Origin of the sequence: Deinococcus piscis, from assembly GCF_014653275.1 — a bacterium.
GTDB lineage: Bacteria > Deinococcota > Deinococci > Deinococcales > Deinococcaceae > Deinococcus > Deinococcus piscis.
On the sequence record NZ_BNAL01000006.1, the window covers coordinates 75,360 to 101,253 of the forward strand.

Annotated in this window: 23 protein-coding genes; 12 read left to right on the forward strand and 11 right to left on the reverse strand. The window is 64.7% G+C overall.

Features of this window, described 5'->3' with window-relative positions; genetic code table 11:
* Window positions 1–285 precede the first annotated feature (285 nt).
* Window positions 286–909 (forward strand): rhomboid family intramembrane serine protease, encoded by a 624-nt coding sequence (locus IE158_RS03890; protein ID WP_189642360.1) that lies wholly within the window; start codon window positions 286–288, stop codon window positions 907–909.
* A 10-nt stretch (window positions 910–919) separates the two neighbouring features.
* Here IE158_RS03890 and IE158_RS03895 read toward each other — a convergent pair whose 3' ends face one another.
* Window positions 920–1,564: a VOC family protein gene (locus IE158_RS03895; protein ID WP_189642361.1), complete on the reverse strand. Its 645-nt coding sequence runs from the start codon at window positions 1,562–1,564 to the stop codon at window positions 920–922.
* 101 nt (window positions 1,565–1,665) lie between these two features.
* Between IE158_RS03895 and IE158_RS03900 the strand changes: the two genes are divergently transcribed.
* The 8 genes from IE158_RS03900 (at window position 1,666) to IE158_RS03935 (ending at window position 9,018) form a co-directional block, all read left to right on the forward strand.
* Window positions 1,666–2,238, forward strand: a complete 573-nt coding sequence (locus IE158_RS03900) for a cob(I)yrinic acid a,c-diamide adenosyltransferase (protein WP_189642362.1) — start codon at window positions 1,666–1,668, stop codon at window positions 2,236–2,238.
* A gap of 50 nt (window positions 2,239–2,288) precedes the next feature.
* The gene (gene glgB, locus IE158_RS03905; protein ID WP_189642363.1) at window positions 2,289–4,184 is read left to right on the forward strand and encodes a 1,4-alpha-glucan branching protein GlgB; all 1,896 of its coding nucleotides are present in this window, start codon (window positions 2,289–2,291) and stop codon (window positions 4,182–4,184) included.
* Between the two features lie 9 nt (window positions 4,185–4,193).
* The gene (locus tag IE158_RS03910) at window positions 4,194–4,463 is read left to right on the forward strand and encodes a hypothetical protein (RefSeq protein ID WP_189642364.1); all 270 of its coding nucleotides are present in this window, start codon (window positions 4,194–4,196) and stop codon (window positions 4,461–4,463) included.
* Between the two features lie 52 nt (window positions 4,464–4,515).
* Complete coding sequence (locus IE158_RS03915) at window positions 4,516–4,896, forward strand: hypothetical protein (RefSeq protein WP_189642365.1); 381 nt, start codon at window positions 4,516–4,518, stop codon at window positions 4,894–4,896.
* 285 nt (window positions 4,897–5,181) lie between these two features.
* A complete protein-coding gene (gene upp, locus IE158_RS03920; RefSeq protein ID WP_189642366.1) occupies window positions 5,182–5,805 on the forward strand; it encodes a uracil phosphoribosyltransferase in 624 nt (207 codons plus the stop codon).
* A gap of 8 nt (window positions 5,806–5,813) precedes the next feature.
* Window positions 5,814–6,971 (forward strand): MraY family glycosyltransferase, encoded by a 1,158-nt coding sequence (locus IE158_RS03925; protein WP_373295823.1) that lies wholly within the window; start codon window positions 5,814–5,816, stop codon window positions 6,969–6,971.
* Window positions 6,968–8,104 (forward strand): non-hydrolyzing UDP-N-acetylglucosamine 2-epimerase, encoded by a 1,137-nt coding sequence (gene wecB / locus IE158_RS03930; RefSeq protein WP_189642367.1) that lies wholly within the window; start codon window positions 6,968–6,970, stop codon window positions 8,102–8,104. Before IE158_RS03925 ends, wecB begins: the two co-directional genes overlap by 4 nt.
* Window positions 8,104–9,018, forward strand: coding sequence for a diacylglycerol/lipid kinase family protein (locus IE158_RS03935; RefSeq protein WP_189642368.1), 915 nt, complete (start codon window positions 8,104–8,106; stop codon window positions 9,016–9,018). The genes wecB and IE158_RS03935 overlap by 1 nt, the downstream gene beginning before the upstream one ends.
* 254 nt (window positions 9,019–9,272) lie before the next feature.
* Here IE158_RS03935 and leuS read toward each other — a convergent pair whose 3' ends face one another.
* From leuS to IE158_RS03970, 7 genes are all read right to left on the reverse strand, one after another.
* The gene (gene leuS, locus IE158_RS03940) at window positions 9,273–11,735 is read right to left on the reverse strand and encodes a leucine--tRNA ligase (protein WP_189642369.1); all 2,463 of its coding nucleotides are present in this window, start codon (window positions 11,733–11,735) and stop codon (window positions 9,273–9,275) included.
* A 156-nt stretch (window positions 11,736–11,891) separates the two neighbouring features.
* The gene (locus IE158_RS03945; RefSeq protein WP_229838883.1) at window positions 11,892–13,421 is read right to left on the reverse strand and encodes a peptidoglycan D,D-transpeptidase FtsI family protein; all 1,530 of its coding nucleotides are present in this window, start codon (window positions 13,419–13,421) and stop codon (window positions 11,892–11,894) included.
* A 55-nt stretch (window positions 13,422–13,476) separates the two neighbouring features.
* Entirely contained in the window at window positions 13,477–14,040 is a 564-nt protein-coding gene (locus IE158_RS03950; RefSeq protein ID WP_189642370.1) for an FtsB/FtsL family cell division protein, read from the reverse strand.
* Window positions 14,037–14,942, reverse strand: a complete 906-nt coding sequence (gene rsmH, locus IE158_RS03955) for a 16S rRNA (cytosine(1402)-N(4))-methyltransferase RsmH (protein ID WP_189642371.1) — start codon at window positions 14,940–14,942, stop codon at window positions 14,037–14,039. The genes IE158_RS03950 and rsmH overlap by 4 nt, the downstream gene beginning before the upstream one ends.
* A gap of 32 nt (window positions 14,943–14,974) precedes the next feature.
* The gene (mraZ, locus tag IE158_RS03960; RefSeq protein ID WP_189642372.1) at window positions 14,975–15,406 is read right to left on the reverse strand and encodes a division/cell wall cluster transcriptional repressor MraZ; all 432 of its coding nucleotides are present in this window, start codon (window positions 15,404–15,406) and stop codon (window positions 14,975–14,977) included.
* A gap of 246 nt (window positions 15,407–15,652) precedes the next feature.
* The gene (locus IE158_RS03965; RefSeq protein WP_189642373.1) at window positions 15,653–17,047 is read right to left on the reverse strand and encodes an alpha/beta hydrolase family protein; all 1,395 of its coding nucleotides are present in this window, start codon (window positions 17,045–17,047) and stop codon (window positions 15,653–15,655) included.
* Window positions 17,048–17,200: 153 nt separating this feature from the next.
* Window positions 17,201–18,406 (reverse strand): MalY/PatB family protein, encoded by a 1,206-nt coding sequence (locus IE158_RS03970; protein ID WP_189642374.1) that lies wholly within the window; start codon window positions 18,404–18,406, stop codon window positions 17,201–17,203.
* A gap of 33 nt (window positions 18,407–18,439) precedes the next feature.
* Here IE158_RS03970 and IE158_RS03975 point away from each other — a divergent pair, with 33 nt between their 5' ends.
* From IE158_RS03975 to IE158_RS03985, 3 genes are all read left to right on the forward strand, one after another.
* Entirely contained in the window at window positions 18,440–19,150 is a 711-nt protein-coding gene (locus tag IE158_RS03975) for a 5'-methylthioadenosine/adenosylhomocysteine nucleosidase (protein ID WP_189642375.1), read from the forward strand.
* A gap of 16 nt (window positions 19,151–19,166) precedes the next feature.
* A complete protein-coding gene (locus IE158_RS03980) occupies window positions 19,167–19,916 on the forward strand; it encodes an RluA family pseudouridine synthase (RefSeq protein ID WP_189642376.1) in 750 nt (249 codons plus the stop codon).
* A 102-nt stretch (window positions 19,917–20,018) separates the two neighbouring features.
* Complete coding sequence (locus IE158_RS03985) at window positions 20,019–21,095, forward strand: lipid II:glycine glycyltransferase FemX (protein WP_189642377.1); 1,077 nt, start codon at window positions 20,019–20,021, stop codon at window positions 21,093–21,095.
* A gap of 187 nt (window positions 21,096–21,282) precedes the next feature.
* Here IE158_RS03985 and IE158_RS03990 read toward each other — a convergent pair whose 3' ends face one another.
* The 3 genes from IE158_RS03990 to IE158_RS04000 all read right to left on the reverse strand — a co-directional run.
* Window positions 21,283–23,775, reverse strand: coding sequence for a S8 family serine peptidase (locus IE158_RS03990; RefSeq protein WP_189642378.1), 2,493 nt, complete (start codon window positions 23,773–23,775; stop codon window positions 21,283–21,285).
* The gene (locus tag IE158_RS03995; protein WP_189642379.1) at window positions 23,772–25,250 is read right to left on the reverse strand and encodes a peptidase associated/transthyretin-like domain-containing protein; all 1,479 of its coding nucleotides are present in this window, start codon (window positions 25,248–25,250) and stop codon (window positions 23,772–23,774) included. The genes IE158_RS03990 and IE158_RS03995 overlap by 4 nt, the downstream gene beginning before the upstream one ends.
* 81 nt (window positions 25,251–25,331) lie before the next feature.
* Window positions 25,332–25,894, reverse strand: a 563-nt coding sequence (locus IE158_RS04000) for a transposase (RefSeq protein WP_189642380.1), incomplete at its 5' end; no start/stop codon positions are given.

The following is a 25,894-nucleotide window of genomic DNA, read 5'->3' on the forward strand; positions in this document are numbered from 1 at the left end:
GAAAGTGCGGCCTAAAGACCTGTAGGAAGCGCCCAAGGAGGCTCAGGCGCAGTGGATGCAGGATGGCACTACCGGGTTAAAGCGTTGCGTGAAGCGTGGACGATGCCGAACAAGCAGCCGAGTGCAGGAGTCCTGCGTGTAGAATCCTGCCCCAGCAGACCACATGGCCGGGCTGAGCGGCAAGGAAAGGAGTCCCAATCTTCTACTTGAGCCAGTCCGTGCCCCGGAACCCTGGCTAAAGGCCCGGTTCAGAACGCCGCCCGGCAGCCTCCCTACACTGGGGAGATGACCCGCTCTCCTGTCCGGCCCCGTCCCGCTCCGCCTTCTTCGCCTGTCAAGCGGCCCCAGACGGTGTCGGCGGCGTTGGTCACGGCCCTGCTGATCGGGCTGATTTGGATTCAGGAATTCATAGATCAGCTGCTGCCCGGGCTGCGGCTGGACAATCTGGGCATCTGGCCGCGTGACTCGGGTAGCTGGTGGCACATCTTCACGGCTCCGTTCCTGCACGGCGGCTGGGGGCACCTGATCGCCAATACTGTCCCGCTGGCGACCCTGGCGTTTATGTCGGCGGTGCGCTCGGTGCAAAGGTTTCTGGCGGCCACCTTCATCATTACGCTGGTGGGTGGGGGGCTGATCTGGCTGCTGGCCCGTGGCGGGAGCGTCCACCTGGGGGCCAGCATTCTGATTTTCGGGTATTTCGCTTATCTGCTGGGAGTGGGTTGGTGGGAGCGTACCCCGGCGGCCATCGGGGTGGCAGTCATTGCGGCGGTGCTGTATGGGGGCATCTTGTGGGGTGTGCTGCCCACCGACCCGCGCATTTCCTTTGAGGGCCACCTCTTTGGCTTTATCGGCGGTTTGGTGGCGGCGGCGATGCTCCACCGGCCCCGGCCTCCGCGTTCGCTGGCTTGAGCAGGCGTGGTCAGTCCAGCGTGACCTGGCCGCCCGGCGTGGCGAAGGTGGCCCGCAGCTGCGGCTGCTGGGCCCAGCCTGCCCGGATGTCTGCACCCTGATTGTTGCCGGTCCAGTGCCGCAGGCGTTCTGGCTGTGGCCCTAGCAGGTCTAGCGTCTGCAGTGTGACGCCGCTGAGTGGCAAGGTGCCCGCAGGCGAGAGAGTCTCCCACGCAATCAGGCTGGGCTCTACGCCGCCGCCTGGGAGCGAACCGTCTGCCGGCACGGTCAGCTGCCAGCGAGCATGGCCGCGTTCCAGGGGGAGGGCCAGGGGATGGCCGCTCAGTGTGGGAACCGCAGCCACCCAGTGAATCAACCGGGGACGCTCAGCCAGCCGCGCCTGCATGGCGGGCATGTCCAGTTCAAACCAGCGGGGGCCAGTCGGTGCCGGTGCCGCCGGATCTATGGCGATGACTTCCAGGTAGCAGCGGCCTGAGCCGGGCAGGTCTAGGCCCAGTAGCCGGTTGTGGGTGCCGAAGCGGGGATGCTGGCCCCCCGGCTCCATCGGGACGCCTAGCCTCGCTTCTAGCCAGGCCTGAGCGCTGCCCAGGTCGCGGGCGGCGAAGACAAGATGGTCCAGGCTCCAGGTGGCGGGCGGCAGGGACAGTATGGGCATACGGCAAGCTAACGCAGGAGGATGTGCTGAGCACTGCACCCTGTGAAAATCCTCATCTGCGTGGAGGGGCGTGCTGCGCCTGACCTATGGTGAGAAGCAAGATGAAACTGTATACCAAGACCGGCGACAAGGGCGAAACCGGGCTCTATGGCACGGACCGGGTCAGCAAAGCGCACCCCCGCGTAGAGGCCTACGGCACGGTGGATGAGCTGAACAGCGTGCTGGGTGTGGTGCGTGCGGCGCTGCATGGGGAGGCTTCGGCCCGTGATGACCTGGACCGTGATTTGGAGTATCTGCAAAATGCGCTGTTTGACCTGGGCGCGGACCTGGCGACCCGCGCGGACAGCCGCTATCAGGCCAAGCTGGTGCGGATAGATGCTGAGGACGCGGCGACGTTGGAAGCGATGATTGACCGCTATCAGGTGGAGGCACCGCCCTTTACGGGCTTTGTGCATCCGGGTGGGACCCTGGCTGCCGCGCATTTGCAGGTCGCCCGAGCCGTGGCCCGCCGCGCTGAGCGTGAAGTGATTCGCCTGGGTGCGGAGGAGGAGTACAACTCTGCTGTGCAGATTTACCTCAACCGCCTGTCTGACCTGCTGTTTATCATGGCGCGTGCGCTGAATGCCCGCGCTGGGGTACCGGAAGAAGGCTGGCTGGTCGGTGGTCGGCGTTAGGGCAGCCCAGCGGAGGCCGGGCCTAGACTCGCTCGTTTAGACTGGCCGGTATGTCAAGCCAAGCTTCTGCCTTTCCGCTGCCGCTGGAACAAGACTTTCTGCACAAGCTGGCCAGCGCTGACCTGGTCCGGCCTGACCACTTGTTGGGGGCCCATCCGGTGATTCAGGGAGGGGTGCCGGGTGTGCGCTTTGCGGTGTGGGCCCCGCAGGCCCAGGGTATCCACGTGGTGGGCGACTTCAACGGCTGGCAGGAAGATCATTCCCTAGAGCGGCTGGATTACGGCTACTGGGGCACTTTCGTGCCGGGGGCGCAGGCCGGGCAGCTGTACAAGTTCCGCATTCAGGGAGCCGATGGCCGCACGGTGGACCGGATTGACCCCTACGCCCGCGCCTTTGAGGCCCCGCCCGCCACAGCCAGCGTCATCTGGACAGACGACTATCAGTGGCAGGACGCCGAGTGGATGGCGCGCCGCAGCGCCCGCCAGGATGGGCCAGTCAGCATCTACGAAGTGCATGTGGGCTCGTGGCGCTACGGTGACCAGGGCCAGCCGCTGGGCTACCGCGAGCTGGCGCATCAGCTGGCCGATTACGTACAGGACATGGGCTTTACCCATGTGGAGCTGATGGGCGCGATGGCGCATCCCTTTTACGGGTCGTGGGGCTATCAGGTGACTGGCTACTATGCTCCGGCAGCGCGTCAGGGCACACCGGAGGACTTCAAGTATCTGGTGGATTACCTGCACAGGCGCGGCATCGGGGTGATTCTGGACTGGGTACCGGGCCATTTCCCCACCGACGATCACGCCCTGGCGCACTACGACGGCGCCCCGCTGTACGAGTACGCCGACCCGCGCAAGGGCTTTCACTATGACTGGAACACCCACATCTTCGACTATGGCCGCAACGAAGTGGTGATGTTCCTGGTCGGTTCGGCGCTGAAGTGGCTGCAAGACTTTCACATTGACGGCCTGCGGGTGGACGCAGTGGCCTCCATGCTGTACCTGGATTTCTCGCGCACCGAGTGGATTCCCAATATTCACGGGGGGCGCGAGAACCTCGAAGCCATCGCTTTTCTGCGGCGGCTGAATGAAGTGGTGCACCACATGGCCCCCGGCTGCATGATGGTGGCCGAGGAAAGTACGGCATTTCCGGGCGTCACCCACCCCACGCCGCAGGGCCTGGGCTTTGACTACAAATGGGCGATGGGCTGGATGAACGATTCTCTGGCTTACTTGGAGCAAGACCCCCTATACCGCCGCTACGACCACCACAAAATTACCTTTTTTAACGTGTACCGCAGCACCGAGCACTTTGTCCTTGCCATCAGCCACGATGAGGTGGTTCATGGCAAGAAGCCGCTGGTGCTCAAGGCCCCCGGCGACTGGGAGCAGCAGCGGGCAGGTCTGCGGGCGTTTTATGCCTACATGTGGTCCACGCCCGGCAAGAAACTGCTGTTTATGGGCCAGGAGTTTGCCCACTCACAGGAATGGAACCATGACGTGGCATTGCCCTGGGACAAGGCGGTCTGGCCGGACCATGCGGGCGTGGCCGAGCTGGTGCGCGAGCTGAACCGCCTGTATACCGAGCGCCCCGATTGGTACGCGTCTGACACCCAGCCCGCCGGGCAACAGTGGCTGAGCGGTGACGACGCCGAAAACAGCGTGTACGTGTACCGCCGCCTGGACGAAACCACTGGCCGGTCCAGTGTCGTGATTCTCAACATGACCCCGGTGTACCGCAGGGACTACCATGTGCCGGTGCCGCAGGCAGGGGAATACCGCTATGTCCTGAACACTGATGAAGGCCGCTTCGGGGGCTGGAGCCATGAGGTGGGTGACCCCCGCGCCTGGGAAGAACCGCTGCTTGGTCAGCCTGCGCGGCTCTCGCTGAACCTGCCGCCGCTGAGTGCGCTGGTGCTGGAACCCAGCGGTGGGCAAGGCGAATAGGACGAAGGCATGGCGCAGAGTGAACCGCCGCCTCCCGCTCCTGACCTGCTGTGGCAACTGAGTTTTGTGTTGTTGCTGGCGGCAGGGCTGAGCCTGCTGTCGCCTCTGCTGGGTGGACCCATGCCGCCACTGGGCGCTGTGGCTGCCCTGCTGGGGCTGCGGCTGGCGCTTCAGGTGTGGCGGGCCGTGCAGTTTGGCGAGCGGCGGCAACTTCCCGCTCTGCTGCTGACTGCACTGCTGCTCGGCATGCTGTTTTGGCAAGCTGTTCCGCGGGGCTAATTTCCGTGCTTTGAGGTAAAAGTGTGACAGCTGTTCCCGTATGCTGGGCAGCATGCAGGTTCTGCTCGCACTGTTCGCACTGATTGTCGGAGGACTTTATTTCACGGTGGGGCTGCGGCTGGGGGCCGTCACGATGATGCCCACCCAGATGTACGCCGCCAAAAAAGAAGGTATTTACACCTTCCGCACCACTGAGCAGGGCAACCGGGTTGGGGTGTCGGGGACCTGCGTGGCCACCAAGGGCAGCGCCAACTTTTACATGCTGGGCGCAGACGGCACGGTGCAGCAGAGTGCCAGCTGTGTGCCCGGCCAGCCCTGGGCCATCAACCTGATGGCGGGCGGCCCTCCCGGGTTTTACCGGCTGAAGGTGGAGTACAACAACTTTACCGGCAAAATTGATCTCACCGAGGAGCGGGCAGGCGGCACCTACTAAGCAGCCGCCTACAGGCGGTCCATCTTCTCCCTGAACGTAGCGGGTAGAGCAGACCCCACAGGACGGAACAGAGCGTGGCCAAAATAGTGACGTGAAGAGTTTTCAGACACACTTTAGGGAATTTGCCCCTGACCGCGCCATTTGGTCTTCCAAAACCCACAGCAGCGAACGGTGCTCAAGGCGGCCTCTATGCGCCCGCTCCCTGCGGTGCGTCGGGGCGCTGGCGGCAGCGGGGCCCCGGCGGCGCGGCGCATGTCCAGCCGGGGGCGCTATGGTAGAGGCCAAATGCTGACTGTCGTAGAGCACCCCCTGATCAAGCACAAACTTTCTCTGATGCGTGACGAGCGCACCGGAGTCAAGGAATTCCGTGAGCTGGCTGGCGAACTCAGCCTGCTGCTGGCCTACGAAGCCATGCGCGACCTGGAAACTGTGCCGGTCCAGTTCTCCACGCCTGTGCAGAGCGGCGAATTCCCCATGCTCAGCGGCAAAAAGCTGGCGCTGGTGGCTATTTTGCGGGCTGGCCTCGTGATGACAGAAGCCATCACCGACCTGATTCCGGCAGCCAAAGTGGGGCATATCGGCATGTACCGCGACCCCGAAACGTTGCAGCCGGTGGCCTACTATTCCAAGCTGCCTGAGGATATCGGCAGCCGCCGGGTCTTCTTGACGGACCCGATGCTGGCGACGGGCGGCAGCGCGGTGGCCGCGATTGACAAGTTGAAGGAGATGGGCGCTGAGCGCATCACCCTGATGTGTATCCTGGCGGCCCCCGAAGGCGTCGCTGTGATTGAGCGGGCCCACCCTGACGTAGAAGTTGTGACCGCCGCTGTGGACGAGCGACTCAATGACCACGGCTACATCGTGCCTGGCCTGGGGGATGCGGGCGACAGGATTTACGGGACCAAGTAAGGAAGCGAATGATAGACACGTTGCAGGGCCTGGCCGCTGATCTGGGAATCGCCGAACCGTTTGGGCGCGGCTTTCTCAGTGTGCTTTTGACGTTTTTCACGGCGTTGGCCTTTACTTGGATGTTTATTCCGCGCCTGCTCAAGTTCGCCCTGGAAAAAGGCTGGGCGGACCAGCCCAACGAGCGGCGACTGAATGTCCGGCCCCTGCCCAACGCCGGGGGGCTGGCGATTTTTGCAGGCTTCGTGGTCAGTTTGGTGGTGGCCTGGGCCATGCGCCCCATCATCATTCAGGATGTCAATATTCAGGTGCTGGCCATCTTGCTGGGTGGGTCGTGGTTGGTGCTGGTGGGCTTTATTGACGATCAGTTCGGCCTCTCGCCGCTGGTGCGCTTGCTGGTACAGACGCTGGCCGCTGCCCTGCTGATGGTGAACGGCCTGATGATTGATTTCAACGCCATTCCTTTTCTGAGCGTGGTGCCGGAAAGCCTGAACGGTCCGCTGAGTGCGCTGGTCACCTGGCTGTGGGTGGTGGGCCTGACCAACGCAGTCAACCTGCTCGACGGCGTAGACGGCGTGGTCGGTGGGGTGGCTTTTGTCGCCAGCATGGTGCTGTTGGTCACGGCGGCGCAGTTCCCTGACCGGGCCGCTGCCGTGATTCTGCTGGCGGGCCTGGCGGGGTCTACGCTGGGCTACTTGCGTCACAACTTCAACCCCAGTCACATCATCATGGGGGACGCAGGCAGTACGCTGCTGGGCTTTACGCTGGCGGCGGTCAGCTTGCTGGGTACGGTCAAGGCCACCGCGTCGGCCAGTGTGCTGCTGCCGCTGCTGGTGCTGGCGCTGCCGATTGTGGACACCACCCAAGTGGTCGTGGGCCGCCTGGCCCGTGGCATCCGCAATCCGCTGGCGCACCCCGACAAGACCCACATTCACCACCGCGTGCTGGCCCGCACTGCCAGTGCCCGCAAGACGGCGCTGACCCTCTGGGCACTGTCGCTGGGCTTTGGCCTGCTGGGGATGGCGGCGCAGGGCGTGGACGCCGTGCCTATCGTGGTCACTGGCTTGGGGGTGGCCGGGCTGCTGGTGGCCGTGGCCTACACCCGCGTGCTGGCCCACCGGCGTGAACTGGGCCGCGCTGCTGAGCAGGCATCACAGGAGGAAGCATGAAACCTAGAATTGTCCTGGCCTTCGGCACTCGCCCTGAAGCCACCAAAATGGCCCCGGTGTACCGTGCTCTGCGTGAGCGCGGCGACCTTGAAGCACTGATTCTGTCGACGGGACAGCAGCGTGAAATGCTGGACAGTGCTATGGAGGTCTTTGGGCTGCGGGCCGACTTGGACCTCGAAGTGATGACGGACCGCCAGACCCTGGCCGGGCTGACTGGGCGCATCGTGCCGCAGGCCGGTGAAAAGTTGCGTGAATTGGGAGCCGATATGGTGCTCGTTCATGGAGACACGTCCACCAGTTTCTGCGTGGCGCTGAGTGCGTTCTATGAGGGGATTCCGGTGGGCCATGTGGAAGCGGGCCTGCGCTCGGGCGACCTGAGCGCGCCTTTTCCCGAAGAAGCCAACCGCCGCCTGACCGGCGTGCTGGCCGCGCTTGACTTTGCTCCGACGGCAGCCAGCCGCGCCAATTTGCTGCGTGAAGGCAAGTCGCCCGGCGGCATTTTTGTGACCGGGCAGACGGCGGTGGACGCCGTGCGCGAGGTGGCGGGCCGCCTGCCGCTGCGCCCCGAGTGGCAGGCCCTGCGCTCCGCTGGGCAGCGGCTGGTGACCGTGACCATGCACCGCCGCGAGAACCTGCCGCAGATGCGCGAGATGGCCGGGGCACTGGCAACCCTGGCCGGTGAATTTCCGGGGCATACCTTCATCTACCCGGTGCATCTGAATCCGGCAGTGCAAGAGGCGGTGCGCCCAGTGCTGGAAGGGCGGCCCAATTTCATCCTGACTGCGCCGCTGGACTATGCCGAGATGGCCCCCCTGATGGCGGCCAGTGACCTGCTGCTGACCGATTCCGGGGGGCTACAGGAAGAAGGCGCGGCGCTGGGCGTGCCGGTGGCCGTGCTGCGCGACGTGACCGAGCGCCCTGAGGGCCTGGAGGCCGGCGTGCTGCGGCTGGCTGGAACCGACCCGGCCCGTATCCTTGCGCTGGGCCGCGAACTGCTGGGTGGTGGACCCGCGCTGGAGGCCATGCGCCAGGCCGTGAACCCATACGGCGACGGACAGGCCGCTGGCCGCATCGCGCAGGCGGTGGCCTGGCACTTTGGGCTGGCTGAGCGCCCAGCCGACTGGAGTCTGTAGTGGCTGTCCCGCTGGCGGTGGTGCTTAACCGGACCGCAGGCGGGGGGAGGGCGGCCCGTGAATGGCCCCGGCTGCGCGGTGAGCTGCATGCCTGGGGCGTCTCTTACCGCCTGATTGACAGCGCTTCTCCGGCACAGGCACTGGCGGCTGTCTCCGCTTTGCCGCCCGGCTGGGCTGTGGCGACGGTGGGCGGCGACGGCACGGTGGCCTCGGTGCTGCCCGCAGTTATTGAGCAGCAGCGGCCTTTGCTGGTGCTGCCGTTTGGGACCGGCAACGACTTTGCGTCTACCCTTGGGCTGCGGGCTGGGCAATTCCGCGAGGCGTTGGCGGGTCTGGACGCTCCTGCCCGCCCGGTGGATGCGCTGCGGGTCAGTTACGGCGGTGGGCCACAGCCCGGAGGTCAGGCCTATTCACTCAACGGCGTGGGCATGGGCTTTGATGCGCAGCTGACCGCCAACCTGCCGCTGGCTCCGGCCTGGACGCAGGGGCCAGCGCGTTATCTCTGGGCAGCGCTCGCTACCTTGCGGGCCATGCAGCCACAGCCCTGCCGCGTTTTGCTGGACGGTGCCGAGCTGTACGGCGGCCCTGCCATGCTCTGCTCGGTGCTGAATGCCCGCTCGCTGGGTGGCGGCTTTCAGTTCAACCCGGACGCCAAGCTGACCGATGGCCGCCTGAATGTGGTGGTGGCTGGAGACGTGAGCCGCCGCCAGGTACCTCCTCTGATTGCCCAGGTCCGAATTGGAAAGCATGTTGGGCATCCCGCCGTGCGCTACGCCGCTGGGCAGGTGGCCGAGCTGCACTGGGAGCAGCCCGTGCAGCTGCATGTGGACGGCGACCTGAAAGGCGAGCAGGTGTGGCTGCGGGTGGAAGTGCTGCCAGGGGCGGTGGCGTTGCTGGGCTTTCCGGAGGAATAGTCACTGTTTGGATGTGGAAACAGGGTGGGACGAAGTGGCACAAACTACTAGGTTCACCCGGCTGGCACTACGATGAAGTGCTGTGCGTTTGACAGGGCAACGGTCACATGGTGTTGGAACGGTTGCCAGTGGAGCTGACGGGAAGTGTTTTTGCGTTGCCGCCCAAGAAATAAATTGCCCCCACTTGCTCCGGCTTTGGCCTGGGCGGGTGGGGGTTTTGGGGTTAGCTGTTGGAAAATGGGACCCTTACTGTGTTACCCCTTCACCACAATATTCAGAATCCGCCCCGGTACGTAGATCACCTTGACGCGCTCCTTGCCTTCCAGGTGCTTGGCGATTTCGGGATTGGCTTCGGCGGCGGCCAGGGCGTCTTCCTGGCTGGCAGCTTTGCTGATCTCAATCTGGCCACGCATTTTGCCGGTGACCTGCACGCCGATGGTCACGGTGTCCCGCACCGCTGCCGCCTCGTCTACCTGCGGCCAGGGCTGCGTATGGACACTGCCTGCACCGCCGCGCCCGGTCCAGATTTCTTCAGCGATGTGCGGTACAGCGGGAGCCAGCATCAGATTGAAGATGTTCAGGGCCTCGTCCCAGGCAGAAGTGCCGTACAGGTCGCTGCGGCCCGCCTTAACGAGCACGTTGGTCAGCTCCATCAGCGCGGCCACGATGGTATTGAAGCTCATGCGCTCAAAGTCGCCGTCTACTTTTTTCAGGGTGGAGTGCACCGCAAAGCGCAGGTCAGCCTCGGTCACGGTTTCGCGGGGGCCTTCGGGCTGTCCGCCAAAGAACAGCGTCCACACGCGGCCAAGCCATTTGGCCGGGCCGTTGATGCCCTGGGTGTCCCAGGGGCCGCCCAGCTCCCACGGTGCAATGAACATCAGGTAGGTCCGGACCGTATCGGCACCGTATTCGGCCACCAGGTCGTCGGGGTCCACCACGTTGCCGCGAGACTTGGACATTTTCTCGCCGTCTTCGCCCAGCACCATGCCCTGGTTGCGGACCCGGCGGAACGGCTCGTCATGGTCCACCAAGCCCATATCCTGCATCACTTTGGTCCAGAAGCGCGAGTACAGCAGGTGCAAAATGGCGTGCTCGATACCACCGGTATACAGGTCCACCGGCATCAGGCCCTTCTGGGCAGGGTCAAAAGGGCCGCCGTCATAGTGCGGCGACAGGTAGCGGTACATATACCAGCTGCTGTCCACAAAGGTGTCCATCGTGTCGGTGTCGCGCTCGGCAGGGCCGCCACACTCAGGGCAGGTGGTCTGCACCCATTCACGGTCCAGCTTCAGCGGGCTTTGGCCGGTGGGCGTGAATTCCACATCGTCGGGCAGGCGCACGGGCAAGTCGCTCTCAGGCACTGGCTGCGGGCCGCACTTCTCACAGTGAATGATGGGAATCGGCGTGCCCCAGTAGCGCTGGCGGCCCACCAGCCAGTCGCGCAGGCGGTAGGTGGTCTTGGCCCTGGCGATCCCGCGCCCCTCCAAGCGCCCAATCACCTCGGCAATGCTGGCCTTGCCGCCGGGCAGCCCGTCAAACTCGCCGGAGTTCACGATCACGCCTTCGCCGGTGTAGGGCTCGTCGCCGGTCACGTCCAGCGGCTCTGCCCCCTCGGCGCGGATCACTTCACGGATGGGCAACTCGAACTTCTTGGCAAAGGCGAAATCGCGCTCATCGTGTGCGGGCACGGCCATGATGGAGCCGGTGCCGTAAGTGACCAGCACGTAGTCGGCCACCCAGATGGGGAGCGGCTCGCCCGTGACCGGATGGGTGGCGTAGGAGCCGGTGAACACGCCCGTCTTTTCGCCTTCTTGCTGGCGCTCCACGTCGGTCTTGCGGCCAGCGGCGGCCACGTAGGCTTCTACTGCGCCGCGCTGCTCGGCAGTAGTCAGCTCCTTGACCTTGGCGTGCTCGGGGGCCAACACCATGAAGGTGGCTCCCATCAAGGTGTCGGGCCGGGTGGTGAACACGGTCTCGGGACCAGCGGGGGTGTCAAAGGTCACTTCTGCGCCCACCGATTTGCCGATCCAGTTCGTCTGCATCAACTGCACGCGCTCGGGCATGTCGGTTTCGCTGAAGTCCAGCAAGCGCTCGGCGTAGTCGGTGATTTTCAGATACCACTGGCTGAGGTTGCGCCGCTCTACCGGCGTGCCGCAGCGCTCACAGGCTCCGCCTACCACCTGCTCGTTGGCCAGCACCGTCTGGTCCTTGGGGCACCAGTTCACCAGGCCGCCTTTTTTGTAGGCCAGGCCGCGCTTGAAGAACTGCGTGAAGAACCACTGGTTCCAGCGGTAGTACTCCGGGTCAGATGTGGCAAAGGACCGGGTCCAGTCAATCATGGTGCCCATCCGCCCGAACTGGCCTTTCATGTGGGCAATGTTGTCGTAGGTCCAGCTACGTGGATTCACGCCGCGCTTGATGGCCGCGTTCTCGGCGGGCAGTCCAAACGAATCAAAGCCCATCGGGAACAGCACGTTGTGCCCGCGCATCCGCATCCAGCGGGCGTGCGCGTCGGGGGCCACGTTGGCGTACCAGTGCCCGATGTGCAGGTTGCCGCTCGGATAGGGAAACATGGTCAGGGCGTAGTGCTTTTCGCCCGCCGCCTGGGGGTCAAAGGTATACAGGCCGCTCGCCTGCCAGGCGTCTTGCCATTTTTGCTCGATGGCGTGGGGGTTGTAGCGCTCCGAACGGGGTTCTTGAATCTCTGGTTTGGTCATGGAAGTCTCCTGGGAAAAAGTGGGGATCAAAGAAAAGCCCCGCCTGCAATAACACAAGCGGGACCCGGCGGCGTAGCGGCGCTAGTCGCGGGGTCCCCTGGGGTCTAGAGCAGAGCGGGTCACCCGCCCAGTGTACGGCATCACGCCGCTGGGCGGCTACTCCTGGGCAGGAGCAGGAGCCTCGCTGTTGGGCTGCTCATCCACGGCTGGCGCTTGTGAAGCTGCCTGGGAGCTGTCTGATGAGCTGTCCACTTGCGCACTGCTGGCCTCGGCATTCTCGGCGCTGGCGTCTGCGGCCTCCTGGGCCTGCTGCACGGTGACCGGGTTGCCCACCGAGTAGCCGCCGGGCAGTTCTTCAGGAGGAAGGCCCCACATGGAGATGATGCCTGCGGACAGCTCCTGAAAGATGGGCGCGGCCAGCTGTGATCCCTGGAAGGTGCCGGAGTCTTCTTTGGCCCCGTGAACCATCACCGCAATGGTGATCCGCGGGTCCGCCGTCTGGCAAAATCCAGCGTAGGTGGAGTTGTACTGGCCCTTCATATAGCGTCCGTCGTCCCCGACCATCTGGGCGGTGCCGGTTTTGCCCGCGCAGGAGTAGCCGTTGATGCCTGCTGCGTGGCGGATACCTTCGAGCGCCGTTTGGAGCATCGGCTTGATTTGCCGGGCCTGCGGATTGCCCAGCACTTCGCGCCGCTCGCCACCTGCGCTGCCTTCAACCAGTTTGGGAGGGATGTACAGACCGTCGTTGGCCAGCACGTTGTAGGCGGCGGCCAGCTGCAAGGTGGTGCCGCTCATGCCCTGGCCGAAGCCGCTGGTGGTTTCGACCAGGTGATCCCACTTGCCCTCGGGCTGGAGGATGCCGGTCTGGGTGGGAATGGGCCCCAGGTCCACCTTTTTGCCGTACCCATAAGCCAGCAGGTAGTCGCGCAGCTTGGTGCCTGGCAGCGTCTCCACAATGTGCGAAATGCCCACGTTGCTGGAGTAGCGCAGCACGCCAGTGGTGGTCAACTTGGGCTCGTGGGGCACCGAGTCGCCGATGGTGCTGCCCGATGAGCGCTCACCCACGTAGCGCCGCATGGGCGTATCAAAGACCGTGCTGGGGGTGATGGTGCCTTCGTTTAGCGCTGCTGCCACCGTCAGACCCTTGATGGGCGAGCCCGGCTCGTACACGTCCATCAGCGGGCGGTTGAGCCAGTCGCTGGGCTGGTAATCACGCCAGTTGTTGGGGTCAAAGGGCGGGTAGCTGGCGGCGGCCAGAATGCGCCCGGTGCGGGTTTCCAGCACGATCACCGAGCCTGAGTCGCCCTCCGACTTGGGAATGCGCCGTGCCAGCGCCGCTTCGGCCTGGGCCTGGATGCGCGGATTGAGCGTCAGGGTGATGTCCTGCCCGCTTTCCAGCTGCGGGTTGTAGGCGTGCTCAATGCCTTCCAGACCTTCTTCGGTGCCCATCATGCCCACGACCTGACCGGCCAGTGGGCCCTGGGGGTAGATTCGCTTGCCGTCCACCGAACGGGCCAGGACAGTGCCGTCGGCAGCCAGGACGGCCCCGCGTGCCTGCACCACCGAGCGCGAAAGGCTGGTGGGTGCCGACCATTCGAGCTGCGCGTACCCCCAGGCCAGGCCCAGAAAAATCACTGCCGCGATGGTTTGGAGCAGGCGGGCGCGCCTTCTGATTTTTACTTCCATGCTGTGCCTCCCTGCTCCTGTAGCGCTGCTTGCGGCTGAGTGTTCGCGTGGGCCTTCATGGGGTGCCCTGCTGTTTGCCAGAGTTCTGATTTTGAGTACCAGAATCCTGAGTGCCAGAGTTCTGAGTGCCAGAATCCTGCGTGCGGGCAGCACCCCACTGCCAGCCCAGCTTCAGCGGCTGCTCGGTGGGCGTGACCGGCTTGGGAGCCTCCACGCCGCTCAGCTTGGCCGTGCGCTTGAGCGAATCGGCAAAGCGCAGCATGCCCTGCTCCTCCGCCCAGGCGGTGATGCGGCTGGCGTTGCCGAGGCTCTGCACCTCCAGCGAGAGTGTGTCCCGCTCCTTGACGAGTGCTTCTTGAGCAATCTGAGCCTCACGCAGTTCGGGGCGAATGGAAGCCGTCATGATCCGTAAGCCCACCAGCGCCAGACTGAGCAGCGCCCAGACCGCCAGCAGCCGCAGGGCCCAGCGCCGCCACAGCACTTCGTCGGTCCAGCGTGACCGGGCAGCGGACCGCTGGGGCAAAGCGTCTGACGCTGAAATCTGTTGGGCCGGTATGGGCGCAGGCATACGGCCCTCCTCAGCCACTTGGGTCTGCTGTTTTCCGGGGAGGGCGGTCATGCGTTCACCTCCGCAGGGGCAGCTACCACTTCCGCGACCCGCAGTTTGGCACTGCGTGAACGGGGATTGCTGGCCTGCTCCGCTTCGCTGGCGACGATAGGCCGTTTGGTCAGCGGAGTCAGCCTCCGACTGCCCAGCAAAAAGCGCTTGACGATCCGGTCTTCGAGCGAGTGAAACGAAATCACGCCCAGCCGTCCGCCGGGAGCGAGCAGGGCTTCGGCGGCCTGCAAGCCTTCACGGAGCGCGCCCAGTTCATCATTCACGGCAATGCGCAGGGCCTGAAAGGTCCGCCGCGCCGGGTGAATGCCCTTGGCAAAGCCGGGATACGCCCGCTTGATGATGTCGGCCAGCGCAGTGGTCGTCTCAATCGGCGCTTCCTGCCGGGCGGCCACGATGGCGCGGGCCAGCCGCCGCGAGTGCTTTTCTTCGCCGTATTCGTAGATCAGGGCGGCCAGCTCGGCTTCTTCCAGGTCATTAACCAGGTCGGCAGCACTCGGGCCACTCTGGCTCATGCGCATGTCGAGCGCCGCTTCGCTGTGGTACGAAAATCCCCGCTCTGCATCATCAAGCTGAAACGAACTGACACCGATGTCCAGCAGGATGCCGTCCACCTGCGTCACGCCAATGCCGGCCAGGAGTGCTTGCATATCCCGGAAGTTGCCGTGCACGGTGCTCAGGCCCGGCAGCCCTTCCGCCCCGACCCGCTCCAGGGCGTAGGGGTCTTGGTCTATGCCGATCACGGTAGCCCCGCGTGCCAGCAGCATTCGGGTGTGCCCAGCGCCGCCCAGTGTTCCGTCCACAATAACGCGCCCCGGCGCAGGAGCAAGGGCGTCCACCACCTCCTGCGGCAAGACGGGCAGGTGGCTGAGGGTTGGAGTGGTGGCGGTGGCATCCTGGGTCATATGGTCATCCGGTGGGGAAAAAGGGGCGAAAGTCAGACGGTCAATGTTTGGAGGAGGGCGGTGGGGGGAGCGGCGTCACTGAAGGTCTGGGCAATTGCGGCGTTCCAGCGCTCAGGGTTCCAGAGTTCCAGTCGGCCTGGGGCGCCGACCACCACCGCCTGACTGTCGAGCGCGGCAAATTGGCGCAGCGTAAGCGGCACACTGATGCGCGATTGCCCGTCCAGCCGGGTCTTGGCCGCTCCTGAGTAGAAGAACCGCACGAACGCCCGTGACCCGGCGTCGGTCAGAGGAAGCCCTTCAAGCTGTTCTTCCACCCGCCGCCAGCCGGCCAGCGGAAAGACATACAGGCAGCCTTCCATGCCGCGTGTCAGGATCAGGCCGTCCTCCACAAACTCGCGGAAAGGCGGTGGCATGACCAGCCGGCCTTTGTCATCAAGATTGTAGGGGTATTCGCCATACGGCATCCGCGTCTCTCCTCCGCCGGATTGGGCCAGCGCCCAAGCTGCCGACAGTGTAGCAATCCATTTCCCTGGATTACCACCATTTCCCACCAGACTCCCCCCAATCTGACCCAAAAAGGCCCGGATGCCCCACCCAGCTGGCCCAAATCTGCCCCTATCCGTCCATTTCTGGGCTTCATTCCCCCGGTGACGCGCCACCCAGCCGTGTCGTAAAGCAAATGGTGCTCTGCGGGAGCGCCTTCACTTCTTTTACTGTGCCAGCGTGGCTTTGACCCAGCGCAGGGTCAGGTCCAGGGCGGCGGGGTCCAAGGTGGTGGGAATGCTGGCGTACTCCTGCGGCAGACCGGTGCGGGCCGGTTGCAGCAGGTGATTGAGTCCGCTCAGCTCGTGGACCTCGCTGCCGGGGCCGCGCAGCAGCTCGCGCATGGGCTGTGCGCCAGCAGCGGGGGGCACCTGCAAATCACGCGAGCCGAACAGGGCCAGCGTGGGCACCTGGCTGCTGCGGAGGGCTGGACGCGGGTCGTAGGCCAGAAAGTCCTGCAAGTAAGGCGAGTGGACAAAGGCCCGTGAGTGTAGCCAGGCCTGTTCGATTTCGCTGCTGGAGAGTGGGCCCTGACCAGGGCTGACGCGGTGGTTCTGCAGGGACTGAGCTTGCAGGGCGGCGCGGGCTTCGGTTTCGCTGGCCCCCAGTCCCTGCGCCTGCAATTGGGCGCGCAGTTGCAAGTCCAGCAACTCGCGGCCCGGCACGGCGGGACTGCCCAGCAGCACCAAGAAAGCTGGAACAGGCCGCAGCCCCTGAGCGCCCAGGGCGGCCAGCGAGCCCCCTTCCGAGTGGCCGATTAGGCCCACTGCTTCTTGCCGGACCGAACCGTGCCCCCGTAGAAAGGTGACGGCCGCCTGCACGTCGCTGGCCAAGTCGCGGTAGTGAACGCTGTACAGGTCGCCATCGGAAGCGCCGGTGCCCCGGTCATCCAGCCGCAACACAGCCAAGCCCTGACGGGTCAGCTGGTCGGCGAGCACCAGGAAGGGCCGGTGTCCATGCAGGGTAGAGTCGCGGTCCTGCGGTCCACTGCCGCTGACCAGTAGGGCTGCGGGAAAAGGCCCTGGCCCCGGCGGGAGCGTCAGGGTGCCGCGCAGGGCGACAGCGTCAGCGCCCCATACAGTCACGTCTTGCGTGCGGTACGGCAAAGGAGTGCGCGGTTCCTGTGGGCGAGGGGGCAGGCTGACATTGCCTGGCCACAGCGTCAGCGGCGAGCTGAAGGCGCCCTGCCGGAAGGTGCCCCGCAGCACAGCCGTCTGGCCCTGTCCGCTGCGGGTCAGCTGGAGCTGCGGCTGTCCTGGCCAGTGCTTCAGCTGCACCGTCAGCGTGCTGGACGGATTGCCAGTCACCGGCACCGTCACGCCGCGAATCCCCTGGTCAGGCAACCAGAGTTCGGCGCTGTTGCCGCGCAGATTCAGGCCCACCGCCACCTCGCGGCCACGCTGAAACAGGCTGCCGTGCCAGGTATTCGCCCCGTGTGTGGTGCGTGCAGGCGTAGCTGGGCGCGGGTCAGAAGGAAGCGGGGGAATCTCAGCCTGGCTAACCGCAGTGGCTGGTAGGCTGAGGGCCAGGGCGGCCAGCAGAAAAAGCAGAACTCTGAACATGGTGGTGGGGGGCGTGCGCGGGGCGGGGATAAGCTGCTATTCCACACGCCTCTGCGCCGTTCGCTGGGTATTGTACCTGCTTCCCCTGATTCCCTGCTGACAGCATCTGGCTCAGGCTGCTAGGCGTGCCTGCCCCGCCTGGAGGTTGTGACTTCAGGTGCTCGGCTGCGCCAGGGCTCGGCTGATTCGCTCCAACGCCTCACGCAGTACCGGACGCGAGGTGGCGAAGTTCAGCCGCACAAAGCCCTGATACTGTCCGGCCTCCTGCGGCGCAGTGAAGGTGGTGCCGTCGTTCAGGGCCACGCCTTGTTGCACCAGATACTGCTGCATCCGCTGCGCTTCTGGATGGGCCCGCAGGTCCAGCCAGGCCAGATAGGTGGCTTCGGGCGTATGGCAACGCACCAACGGTTCGCCGTCCGCCCACTCACGGATCAGCTGGCGGTTGCCGTCCAGGTAGTCCAGCACCTCATCCAGCCAGGGCTGCGCGTGGGTCAGCGCCAGTTCCCAGGCACTCACGTTGAAAGGGTGAGGCTGTCCCAGCAGGCCGCCGACGGTGTCCTGAACCCGCGCCAACAGCTGCGGATTGCGGCTGATCATGGCCCCACAGCCGATACCGGCGATGTTGTAGCTCTTGCCAGGGCCGGTGAGCACCACAGTGCGCTCAGCGGCAGCGGGCAGCGAAGCGAAGGACTGAAAGGCCGGTGCGCCGGGATAGCGCAGGTCGGCGTGCAGCTCGTCCGAGCACACGGTCAGGTCATGGCGCTCGGCCACCTCGGCCAGACGGGTCAGCTCCTGTGGGGTCCAGACCCGCCCGCTGGGATTGTGGGGATGGCACAGCAGCAGCAGCCGGGTGTCTGGCGTGATGGCGGCTTCCAGGGCGTCCCAGTCAATTTGCCAGCTCTGCCCATCGTCGCGTAGAGGAGCACTGCGCCAGACTCGGCCCTGCGTCTGAACCGCCATATGGAACGGCGGATAGGTGGGTGTGAGGGCGACCACGCTTTCACCGGGTGCCGTAAAGGCCGCTACCGAGGCGTACAGGCCCGGCACCACCGCAGGCATCAGGCGGATATGGTCGCCGGTCAGGTCCGGGACGCCCTGCTCTTGCAGGCGGCGAATCAGCAAGGCTTTGAGCGGCACGGCGGCGCTGGTCACGTCGCTGTAGCCCAGCGGCACACCGAGCCGCTCGGTCAGGGCGCAGCGCAGCTCCTCGGAGATGGGCAGGTCCATGTCGGCAATCCACAGGGCCAGCGCTCCGGCAGGGTAGGTGTTCCACTTCAGACTGACCGGGTGACGGACGGCTTCTGCGGTCAGGTCATCGAAGCGGTGCGGCGCAGGAGCATGCACGGGAGATGTTGCCATACCTCATCATAAGTGGCAGGTACACTGGGGCGCATGATAGCGATTATTGGCGCAATGGACGAGGAGATCGGACTGCTGCGGGACCTGTTGGAAGAACGCACCGAGGAGACGCTGCTGGGCGTGACCCTGTACCGGGGCCTGCTGGAAGGGGTGCCGGTCTTGCTCACCCAGGGCGGCATCGGCAAGGTGAATGCGGCCAAGACGGCCACCGTGCTGCTGCTGCAGGGCGCGAGCAGCGTCATCTTTACGGGTGTGGCCGGTGGGGTACATCCCGCCATGAAGGTGGGCGATCTGGTGGTCAGCACAGACCTGATTCAGCACGATGTGGACGTGACCCCGCTGGGCTACGATCTCGGCACCATCCCTGGAGAACCTGCGAGCTGGGCCGCCGACGTACATCTGCGCGACCTGGCCCTGACGGCGGCTGGAGCAGTCAGCGCCGTGCAGGTCTACGAAGGCCGGGTGGCCAGCGGGGATCAGTTCATTGCGTCGCCCGAGGGCTCGGCCCGCTTGCAGGGCTACGGTGCCCACTGCGCCGAGATGGAAGGCGCGGCGGTGGCGCAGGTATGCGCTTCGGCAGGGGTGCCGTTCGTGGTGATTCGCGCCATCAGCGACACGGCGGACCACGACGCCAAAGTGGACTACCGCAGCTTTTTTCCGCAGGTAGCCCAGCATGCCGGGACCGTGGTGCGCGGCATGGTGCGCCGTTTGGGAGCCGAGCAGCGCTTTGCCCGTGGGGGCTGAGCGCATACAGGGGGCTGTGGCCTCAGGCGAAGCGGGCGAGCGCCCCCAGCTGGTGCTTGAACATCCCGACTTTTACGCCCTTTACAAGCCAGCTTTGTGGTTGACCCATCCGGTGCGGTCCCACGGCAGCAGCCGCGTGCCAGATGTGGTGAGCTACTGGCAGGGCCAGACGGGCGAGCCGGGCCTGGGGCCACCGCACCGGCTGGACCGTGAAACGTCGGGTCTGCTGCTGCTCAGCCGCGATGCCGAATCGGCGCGGCGCTTTTTCGTGCTGTTTGGTCAGCGCCTGGTGGCCAAAACCTATCTGGCCATCGTGCGCGGTGATCCTGGTTGGAGCGATTACGAGTTAGACGCCCCTCTGGGCGAGCTGGGCCTGGGCGGGGGCAACCGGGTCATCATGCGGCAGGGGGTGGTGCCGGATGGCCGCCCTGCGGTGACGGCGTTCCGGGTGCTGGAGCGCCGCGCCGGGCACGCCCTGATCGAAGCGCGGCCCCGGACTGGCCGCCTGCACCAGATTCGCGCCCACCTGTACCACCTGGGCCTGCCGCTGGTGGGTGACAAGATCTACGGCCCTGAGCGGGACGCCTTCTTGGAATTCCGCGAGACCGGCCAGACCCCGGAGCTGACCCGCCGCCTCGGCTTGCCACGTCAGGCCCTGCACGCGGCCAGCTTGCATTTTCCCTGGGACGGGGCACAGGTGCGGCTGCGTAGCCCACTTCCTGCCGATATGCAGCGCTTCTGGGACGGCCTGCCTTCCTCCCGGTGAAGCCAAGGCCGTTTGTAGCGCGGCAGGTGCCCTTTTCGCCTGCGGCCTTCTACTTTTCCCTGCCTTCTGCTCCCGGCCAGGGCCACTGCTACAATCCAAGCTGTGTCTAAGCCGACGATTCAGCTGATTCCTGCAACCGACCCTCAGGCCTACAACGATGTGGTGGCCACCATGCCCCTCAGCAGCCCCCTGCAAGGCTGGGGCTACGGCGAGGCGCGGCGGGTGCTGGGCCAGCAGCCCGAGCGCTACTTGCTTCAGCGCGGCGCAGAGACGGTGGGGGCGGTGCAGCTGATTCGCAAGCGGCTGATTCCCGGTTTTTCTACCCTGTATGCTCCGCGTGGCCCCGCAATTCTGGACACGGACCTGCTGCCGGAGTTCGGCCAGGCGGTGCAGGCGGTGCGCCGCCCCAGCGATACTCTGCTCAAGATCGAGCCGCCGCTGATGCTGCCTGCTGGCGAGGGTGATCAGAACATCCCCGCAGGGTTCGGTCCCTTTGAGCGCGCCGCCACCGAGCAGCCCGAGCACACCATTATCAAGCGGCTGGATGCGGGCGAAAAAGAGCTGTTCGCGGAGCTGCATTCTATGGCCCGCCGCAACGTCCGTGCCGCCGAGAAGCGCGGCGTAGAAGCGGGACGCAGCACCGACTTCGAGGGCTTCTGGGAAATCTTTACCGCCACCAACGAGCGGGCCAAGCTGGGCGCTTTTCCCCGCGCCTACTACGAAACGATGCTGCGCGAGGGCAACAAGTACGGCGGCGAAAGCTATCTGCTCCTCTCGCGTCACGAAGGCCGCGCTCTGGCCGGCGGCTTTTTCCTGGCTCTGGGCGACACCACCTGCTACCTGTACGGCGGCAGCGTGCGCGACGACCGCCCCACCGCCGACGGTTCGCCCCGCAAGGACGCCAAAGCCCCCGACGCTTTTTATTGGAACGCTCTGCTGGACGCCAAAAAGCACGGTTACCGGGTCTTTGACTTCTGGGGCATTCCCCGCGAGCTGGATGAATCCAAGCATTCCTACGGCGTATTCAAGATGAAGCTGAAATTTTCCGAGGAGCGCGTCTGGTTCCCGGCCTATGACTTGCCGCTCAACGCTGCGGCTCCGGCCATCGTGAAGGCCCTGCGCTGGCGCAAGACCCAGAACAACCTCCGCAAGCGTGGCACCGCTGACGACGTCCTCTGATACCGATTGCGGCTGAATCGCCAAGGATTTGAGCGTTCAAACCGAGGTCAACAGAAATCGCAAAAAACCCGCCTCCACTTCGGGGCGGGCTTTTTCCGGTGAGGTGACGTCGGCATTACTGGCAGAACAGGGACAGTCAACGCGCTACAGGTCAGTGCGCTACAGGTCAGTGCGCTACAGAAAGGCTCTATTGGCCGGGTTTCTCCATGAAGCTGATGGTATAGGTGCCTTTGCTCTCGGCGTTGTAGCTGCCTGCGGCCACAAAATACTCGCCGTCGCTGGGCACCTCGAAAGTCACCATGGAGTCCTGGCCGGTAAAGTCGTCGTTGCTGGCCAGCAGCTGTCCCTGAGCATCGAACAGGCCCAGCATCAGGTCAGGCTTGCCGCTTTCGTGTGCCAGAGTGTCAATGACCAGGGTTTGACCTGCGCGGGCGCTCAGGCGGAAGGTGTCCACATCGGTATTGGTGGCGAGGGTGGCTTCGTATGTCTCGCCCACAGCCGTACCCAGGGCTTTGCTCCAGTCCACGCCGCCAAAGGTATCGTTGGTCACGCGGCCAGCTTCGTTCTGTTCGGGGGCTTGGCCTTTCCAGCGGGTCAGGCCCACCAGATAGGTGTTGAACGCTCCGCCGACTCCTTCGTCGGTGATTTCGGCAAAGTACTGGCCGCTGGCGGGCACCCGGAAGGCCAGCGCCGCGTCACGCAGGCCGCTGCGGAAGCTGGCGTTGACAGCCAGCTCTTTGCCGCTGCCGTCCAGGACACGCACCTTGAGGTCGGGTGAGCCGAGCAGGGTCTGCGTGCCGATGAATGCGGTTTCACCAGCCTGGGCGCTGAAGCGGTACAGGTCGGTATCGCGCTCGCCCATCACGGCTTCGAGTCCCTGTCCGTAAGTGATGGCTGTGGCCTGGGCGGGCGTGTTGTTGGGCTCGTAGGGGTCGGCAGGCAAGGCCACGGCCAGCGGCACGCCCGCTTGGTCGCCCAGCGTGCGCCGCTCGCCGGGGCTCAGGCTGACGCTGGCCACGCTGCTACCAGGAGCGGTGCCCGTCAGGATGGGACGCGGACCGGAAGCAAACAGCTGATAGTCGCCTGCGTCAATCTCATAGAAGCTGGTGTGACCCGAGGGATAAACGAAAGCTCCCGCTGCCGACTGGCCGTACAGCAGTTGGTCTGGACGCCGCTCGGAGCCCTTGAGCGTTACGCCCACCAACGGAATGCCCACGCTGGGGTCTGACTGCGCCACAAAGCGCATATCCAGGCTGGCCCCCTTTTCGACGCGGTTGGAGGCGTCGTTCAGCGCCATGTCTACAGCGCGGTCAGCCCGCACCACGCCGTAGCCCAGGTCGGTGGTGTAGCCGCCTGTGGGGCTGTGGGCGGTGTCTTCCAGAATGTGCCGAACCTGAGCGGGGGTCAGGTTCACGCGGTTGATGGCCCCGGACGCGTCCTTTTCGGCGGCGGCAGCCAGCACCAGGGCCGCTGCACCCGCGGTGGCCGGCCCTGCAAACGAGGTGCCGTTTACGTAGGCGTAGGTGTTGTCGCTGGGGTCGTTGATGCGGCTGCGGGTGCCAGGCACCCAGATGTTTTCACCCGGCGCAGCCACGCTGAGGTGTCCACCCCGGTTGGAGAAAGTGGTGCGCGTATCAGTGGCCGTGGTGGCGGCCACCGAGATGACGCCCGGCACCCAAGCGCCGGAAGATGAGCCAGTGGTGGGCGTGTTGCCCGCCGAGGTCACAAAAACCACGCCATGTTGCAGCACATACTCAATGCCTTCGCGCAGAATCTGCGAGTAGTTGTCACCGCCAAACGAGTAGTTGACGATGTCCACGTAGCCGCTGCGGCCTGCGGGGGTGTCGGCGTCCCCAGCGTCGCCAGGAGCCAGGTTGTCAGGGCCGTTCACCGACCAGACGAAGGCTCTGGCTGAATCCCAGTAGGACGCGCCTGTGCCGCTGTGGGTAATCGTCACCGGCACAATGCTGGCGTCAGGGGCCACCCCTGCGCCGCCGATGCCGTTGTTGCCCACGGCGGCGGCTGTTCCGGCCACCCAGGTGCCGTGCTGGCCCATTCCGTCATGCGGGGTTGCCGGGGTGATCAACGTATTGTTGGGCGAATCGTAGCCTGGATAGGCGATGTTGGCGGCCAGGTCGGGGTGGTGGCGGTCAATGTCCTCATCGGCCACCGCAATACGGATGCCTTTACCGGTGGTGGTTTTCCAGGCCTCAGCCGCTTTCATGCTGCGCAGGAACCACTGGTAGCCGATTTCCGGGTCGTTCAGGCCGCCGTACACACTCTGAGCGCCCAGTGGCGACTGGCTTTCCAGCTGTACTGGCTTGGACGCGACGTAGTTGGGTTCGGCGTACCTGACGCCCGCCACGCCGCGCAGGAGCCCCGCTGCTTTTTCCAGGCTGCGGCCCTGCGGCACTTCTATCAGGACCGCGCCCAGCCGTTCATTGCGGTCCACCAAGCGGGCGTCCAGCGCCGTAAGAACAGCGTTGAGGTCGCCGCCTGCGTCCAGGCCCACAATGAGCTGGTGGGCGATGCGGTCACCGTCCAGTTCAGGGACTGCCTGACCGGGTGCAGTTGGAGTTGGCCCCGGTGCCGAGTGGAGCGGGGGAGTAGAGGTCTGGCCGCAGCTGGCCAGCAGCAGTGACAGGCCCAGGATTCCCGCAAAGTGCTGTCGGTGATTCATTGTGCTCCTCCAGTGACAAATTCATGGACCGGCCCAGATTTGGCCGCATAGACGTTGTACAGATTGAAGTAGTCGGCAGCCACCGCCAGGGCGTCACCCTCTGCGTTTATGGTGACCGAGGCGAGCTGCCATTCGTAGGCGTGATATGGCTGAAGCTGCGGCTGAGCAGCGGAGCCGTCGAAGTTGTACTCTGCACGCTCCTGATTCTCCATTTCCTCGCTGAGCCAGGCCACCGTGGCTCCTTCGGACTGCACGCGGTCCAGCACGATCACATTGCTGACGGTCAAGTCGCTGGCCCCCGTGCTGGTCCAGGTAAAGGTGGGCTTGAGGCTCACCAGGGTCTGCGCTTGGCTGGGCGAAACCAGGTTGACGGTGTAGCGGCCCAGAGGTGTGGTGTTGCCCATCTCGGAGTTGGCGGCCCCTGAGTCGCTCACGGCCCGGACCTTGTAGAACACTTCCCGGCCAGGGGTCAGCAACGGGCTGGTGTCACGCATCATGTAGCGGCCACTGGTGCCCGCTGCCACACGCTGAGGCGCAGCCGAGAAGACCTTGCTAAAGGTTTTGCCGTCAAAGGACCGCCACAGTTCAAAGGCGCGTGGCAGGTCTTTGCTCGGATAGCTGAAGGGCACGTCAACCCACAGGCTCGCGTCATCTGGCGCGGCCATGGGGGACAGGCCAGGCTGGTTGAGCGCCGAAGCCTTCAGGCCACTGAGCTGTTCTAGCAGTGCAGCGCGTACCTCAGGCTGCACACTCTGGGGCCCAAAGGTCAGGTTGTCAGCAAAGGTCACGGCCAAGGGATTCACATTTTGCGGGGCCAGCACCGCGTTGGTGTTCTTGGGCGACAACACATTGAGCGGCTGAATCAGGTGGACACGGTTGCCGTTCAGGTCGTAGGCGGTCACATGCAGGTTCACCTTGCCCTGATAGGCCGCCAGCTCGCTTGCGCTGAAGCTGAAAGACGTGACATCGCCGCGTGGGTCGCCGAAAAGGTTGCGGGTCAGGCCCGCGTTCAGATGCCCGCTGGTTCCACCGGCCACCTCGATACTCGCCACACCGGTCTTGAAGGTATTCATCTCCGGGTCGTCCACCTGCACCTTGACGGCGATGGTGATGTCTTCCCCGTAGGTATTGAGCACTTCGCCGGTTTCCAGGTCGTCCCAGTTGCCTGGTTCGGCGGGGTCACCGCGCAGCACGCTGAGGCTCATGCTGGGCGCTTTGGTGGTTGCTGCCGCATCAAAGGCAGGCCGCAGGATTTCCTCAATCTCGGTGGTTTCCGCCGTGTTCAGGCCCACCACTCGGGTGCTGGCGTGGCCCGCCTTGCTGATGGTGACTTCAGCCAGTCCTTTGGGGGCGCTGACGCTAAATAGGCCGTTGGCGTCTGTCTGTGCGGTGCCGCCGCCCTTTACGGTCACGGTGGCTCCGGCTACAGCTTCTTGCCCTCGGCCCTGCGCCACTGCGCCGCTCAGTGTGACCACTTCGGCAGGAGGAGGCGTTGTCGGAGGGGTCTGGGTGGGTGGTTTGGGCGAGCCACCACCACAGGCGCTGAGAGCGACGGCTCAGTACCTGACAGGTTGCCTTTCGGCCCCTCCTGGCGCAGGAAATGGAGTCCTCAAGAGGTCCAGGAAGAGCCTGAATTTCTCCCCGCCCCACCGCAGCGCACGGCTCAGCTCCTCATACCCGTACCTCGCCCTGCTGACCGCAGGGCGACCATGTGTTTTGACACTTATGGGTTGCTGTTCAGTCCGCCATTCACCCACACGCAGCATCCAGGTCAGGGCTAGGGTCAGCAGCCCAAACAAGTTCCCCACCCGCTCCGGGTTGGTCATGTGGGTTTGCTCCAGATTCAACCCTCTGGATTTCATGGCAGAGAAGGTGGTTTCGATGGCCCAGCGCTGCCTATAGATAGTGAGCGTGTCCCAGACGGATAAGTCTGAAGCGACAATGACCCGCTCTCCCTCTGGGGAGAGCGTCGCGACTACTCGCATCCAGCTGCCCTGAACCCAGGCCTTTTCAAACAGGGCTCGTGTTTGACAAGGCTCCAGTGACGCGAAACAGTCACGAGCATATTCACCGTCTACCACGGTATTGGCCCGAATACGAATGCATCTTTTGATCCCGC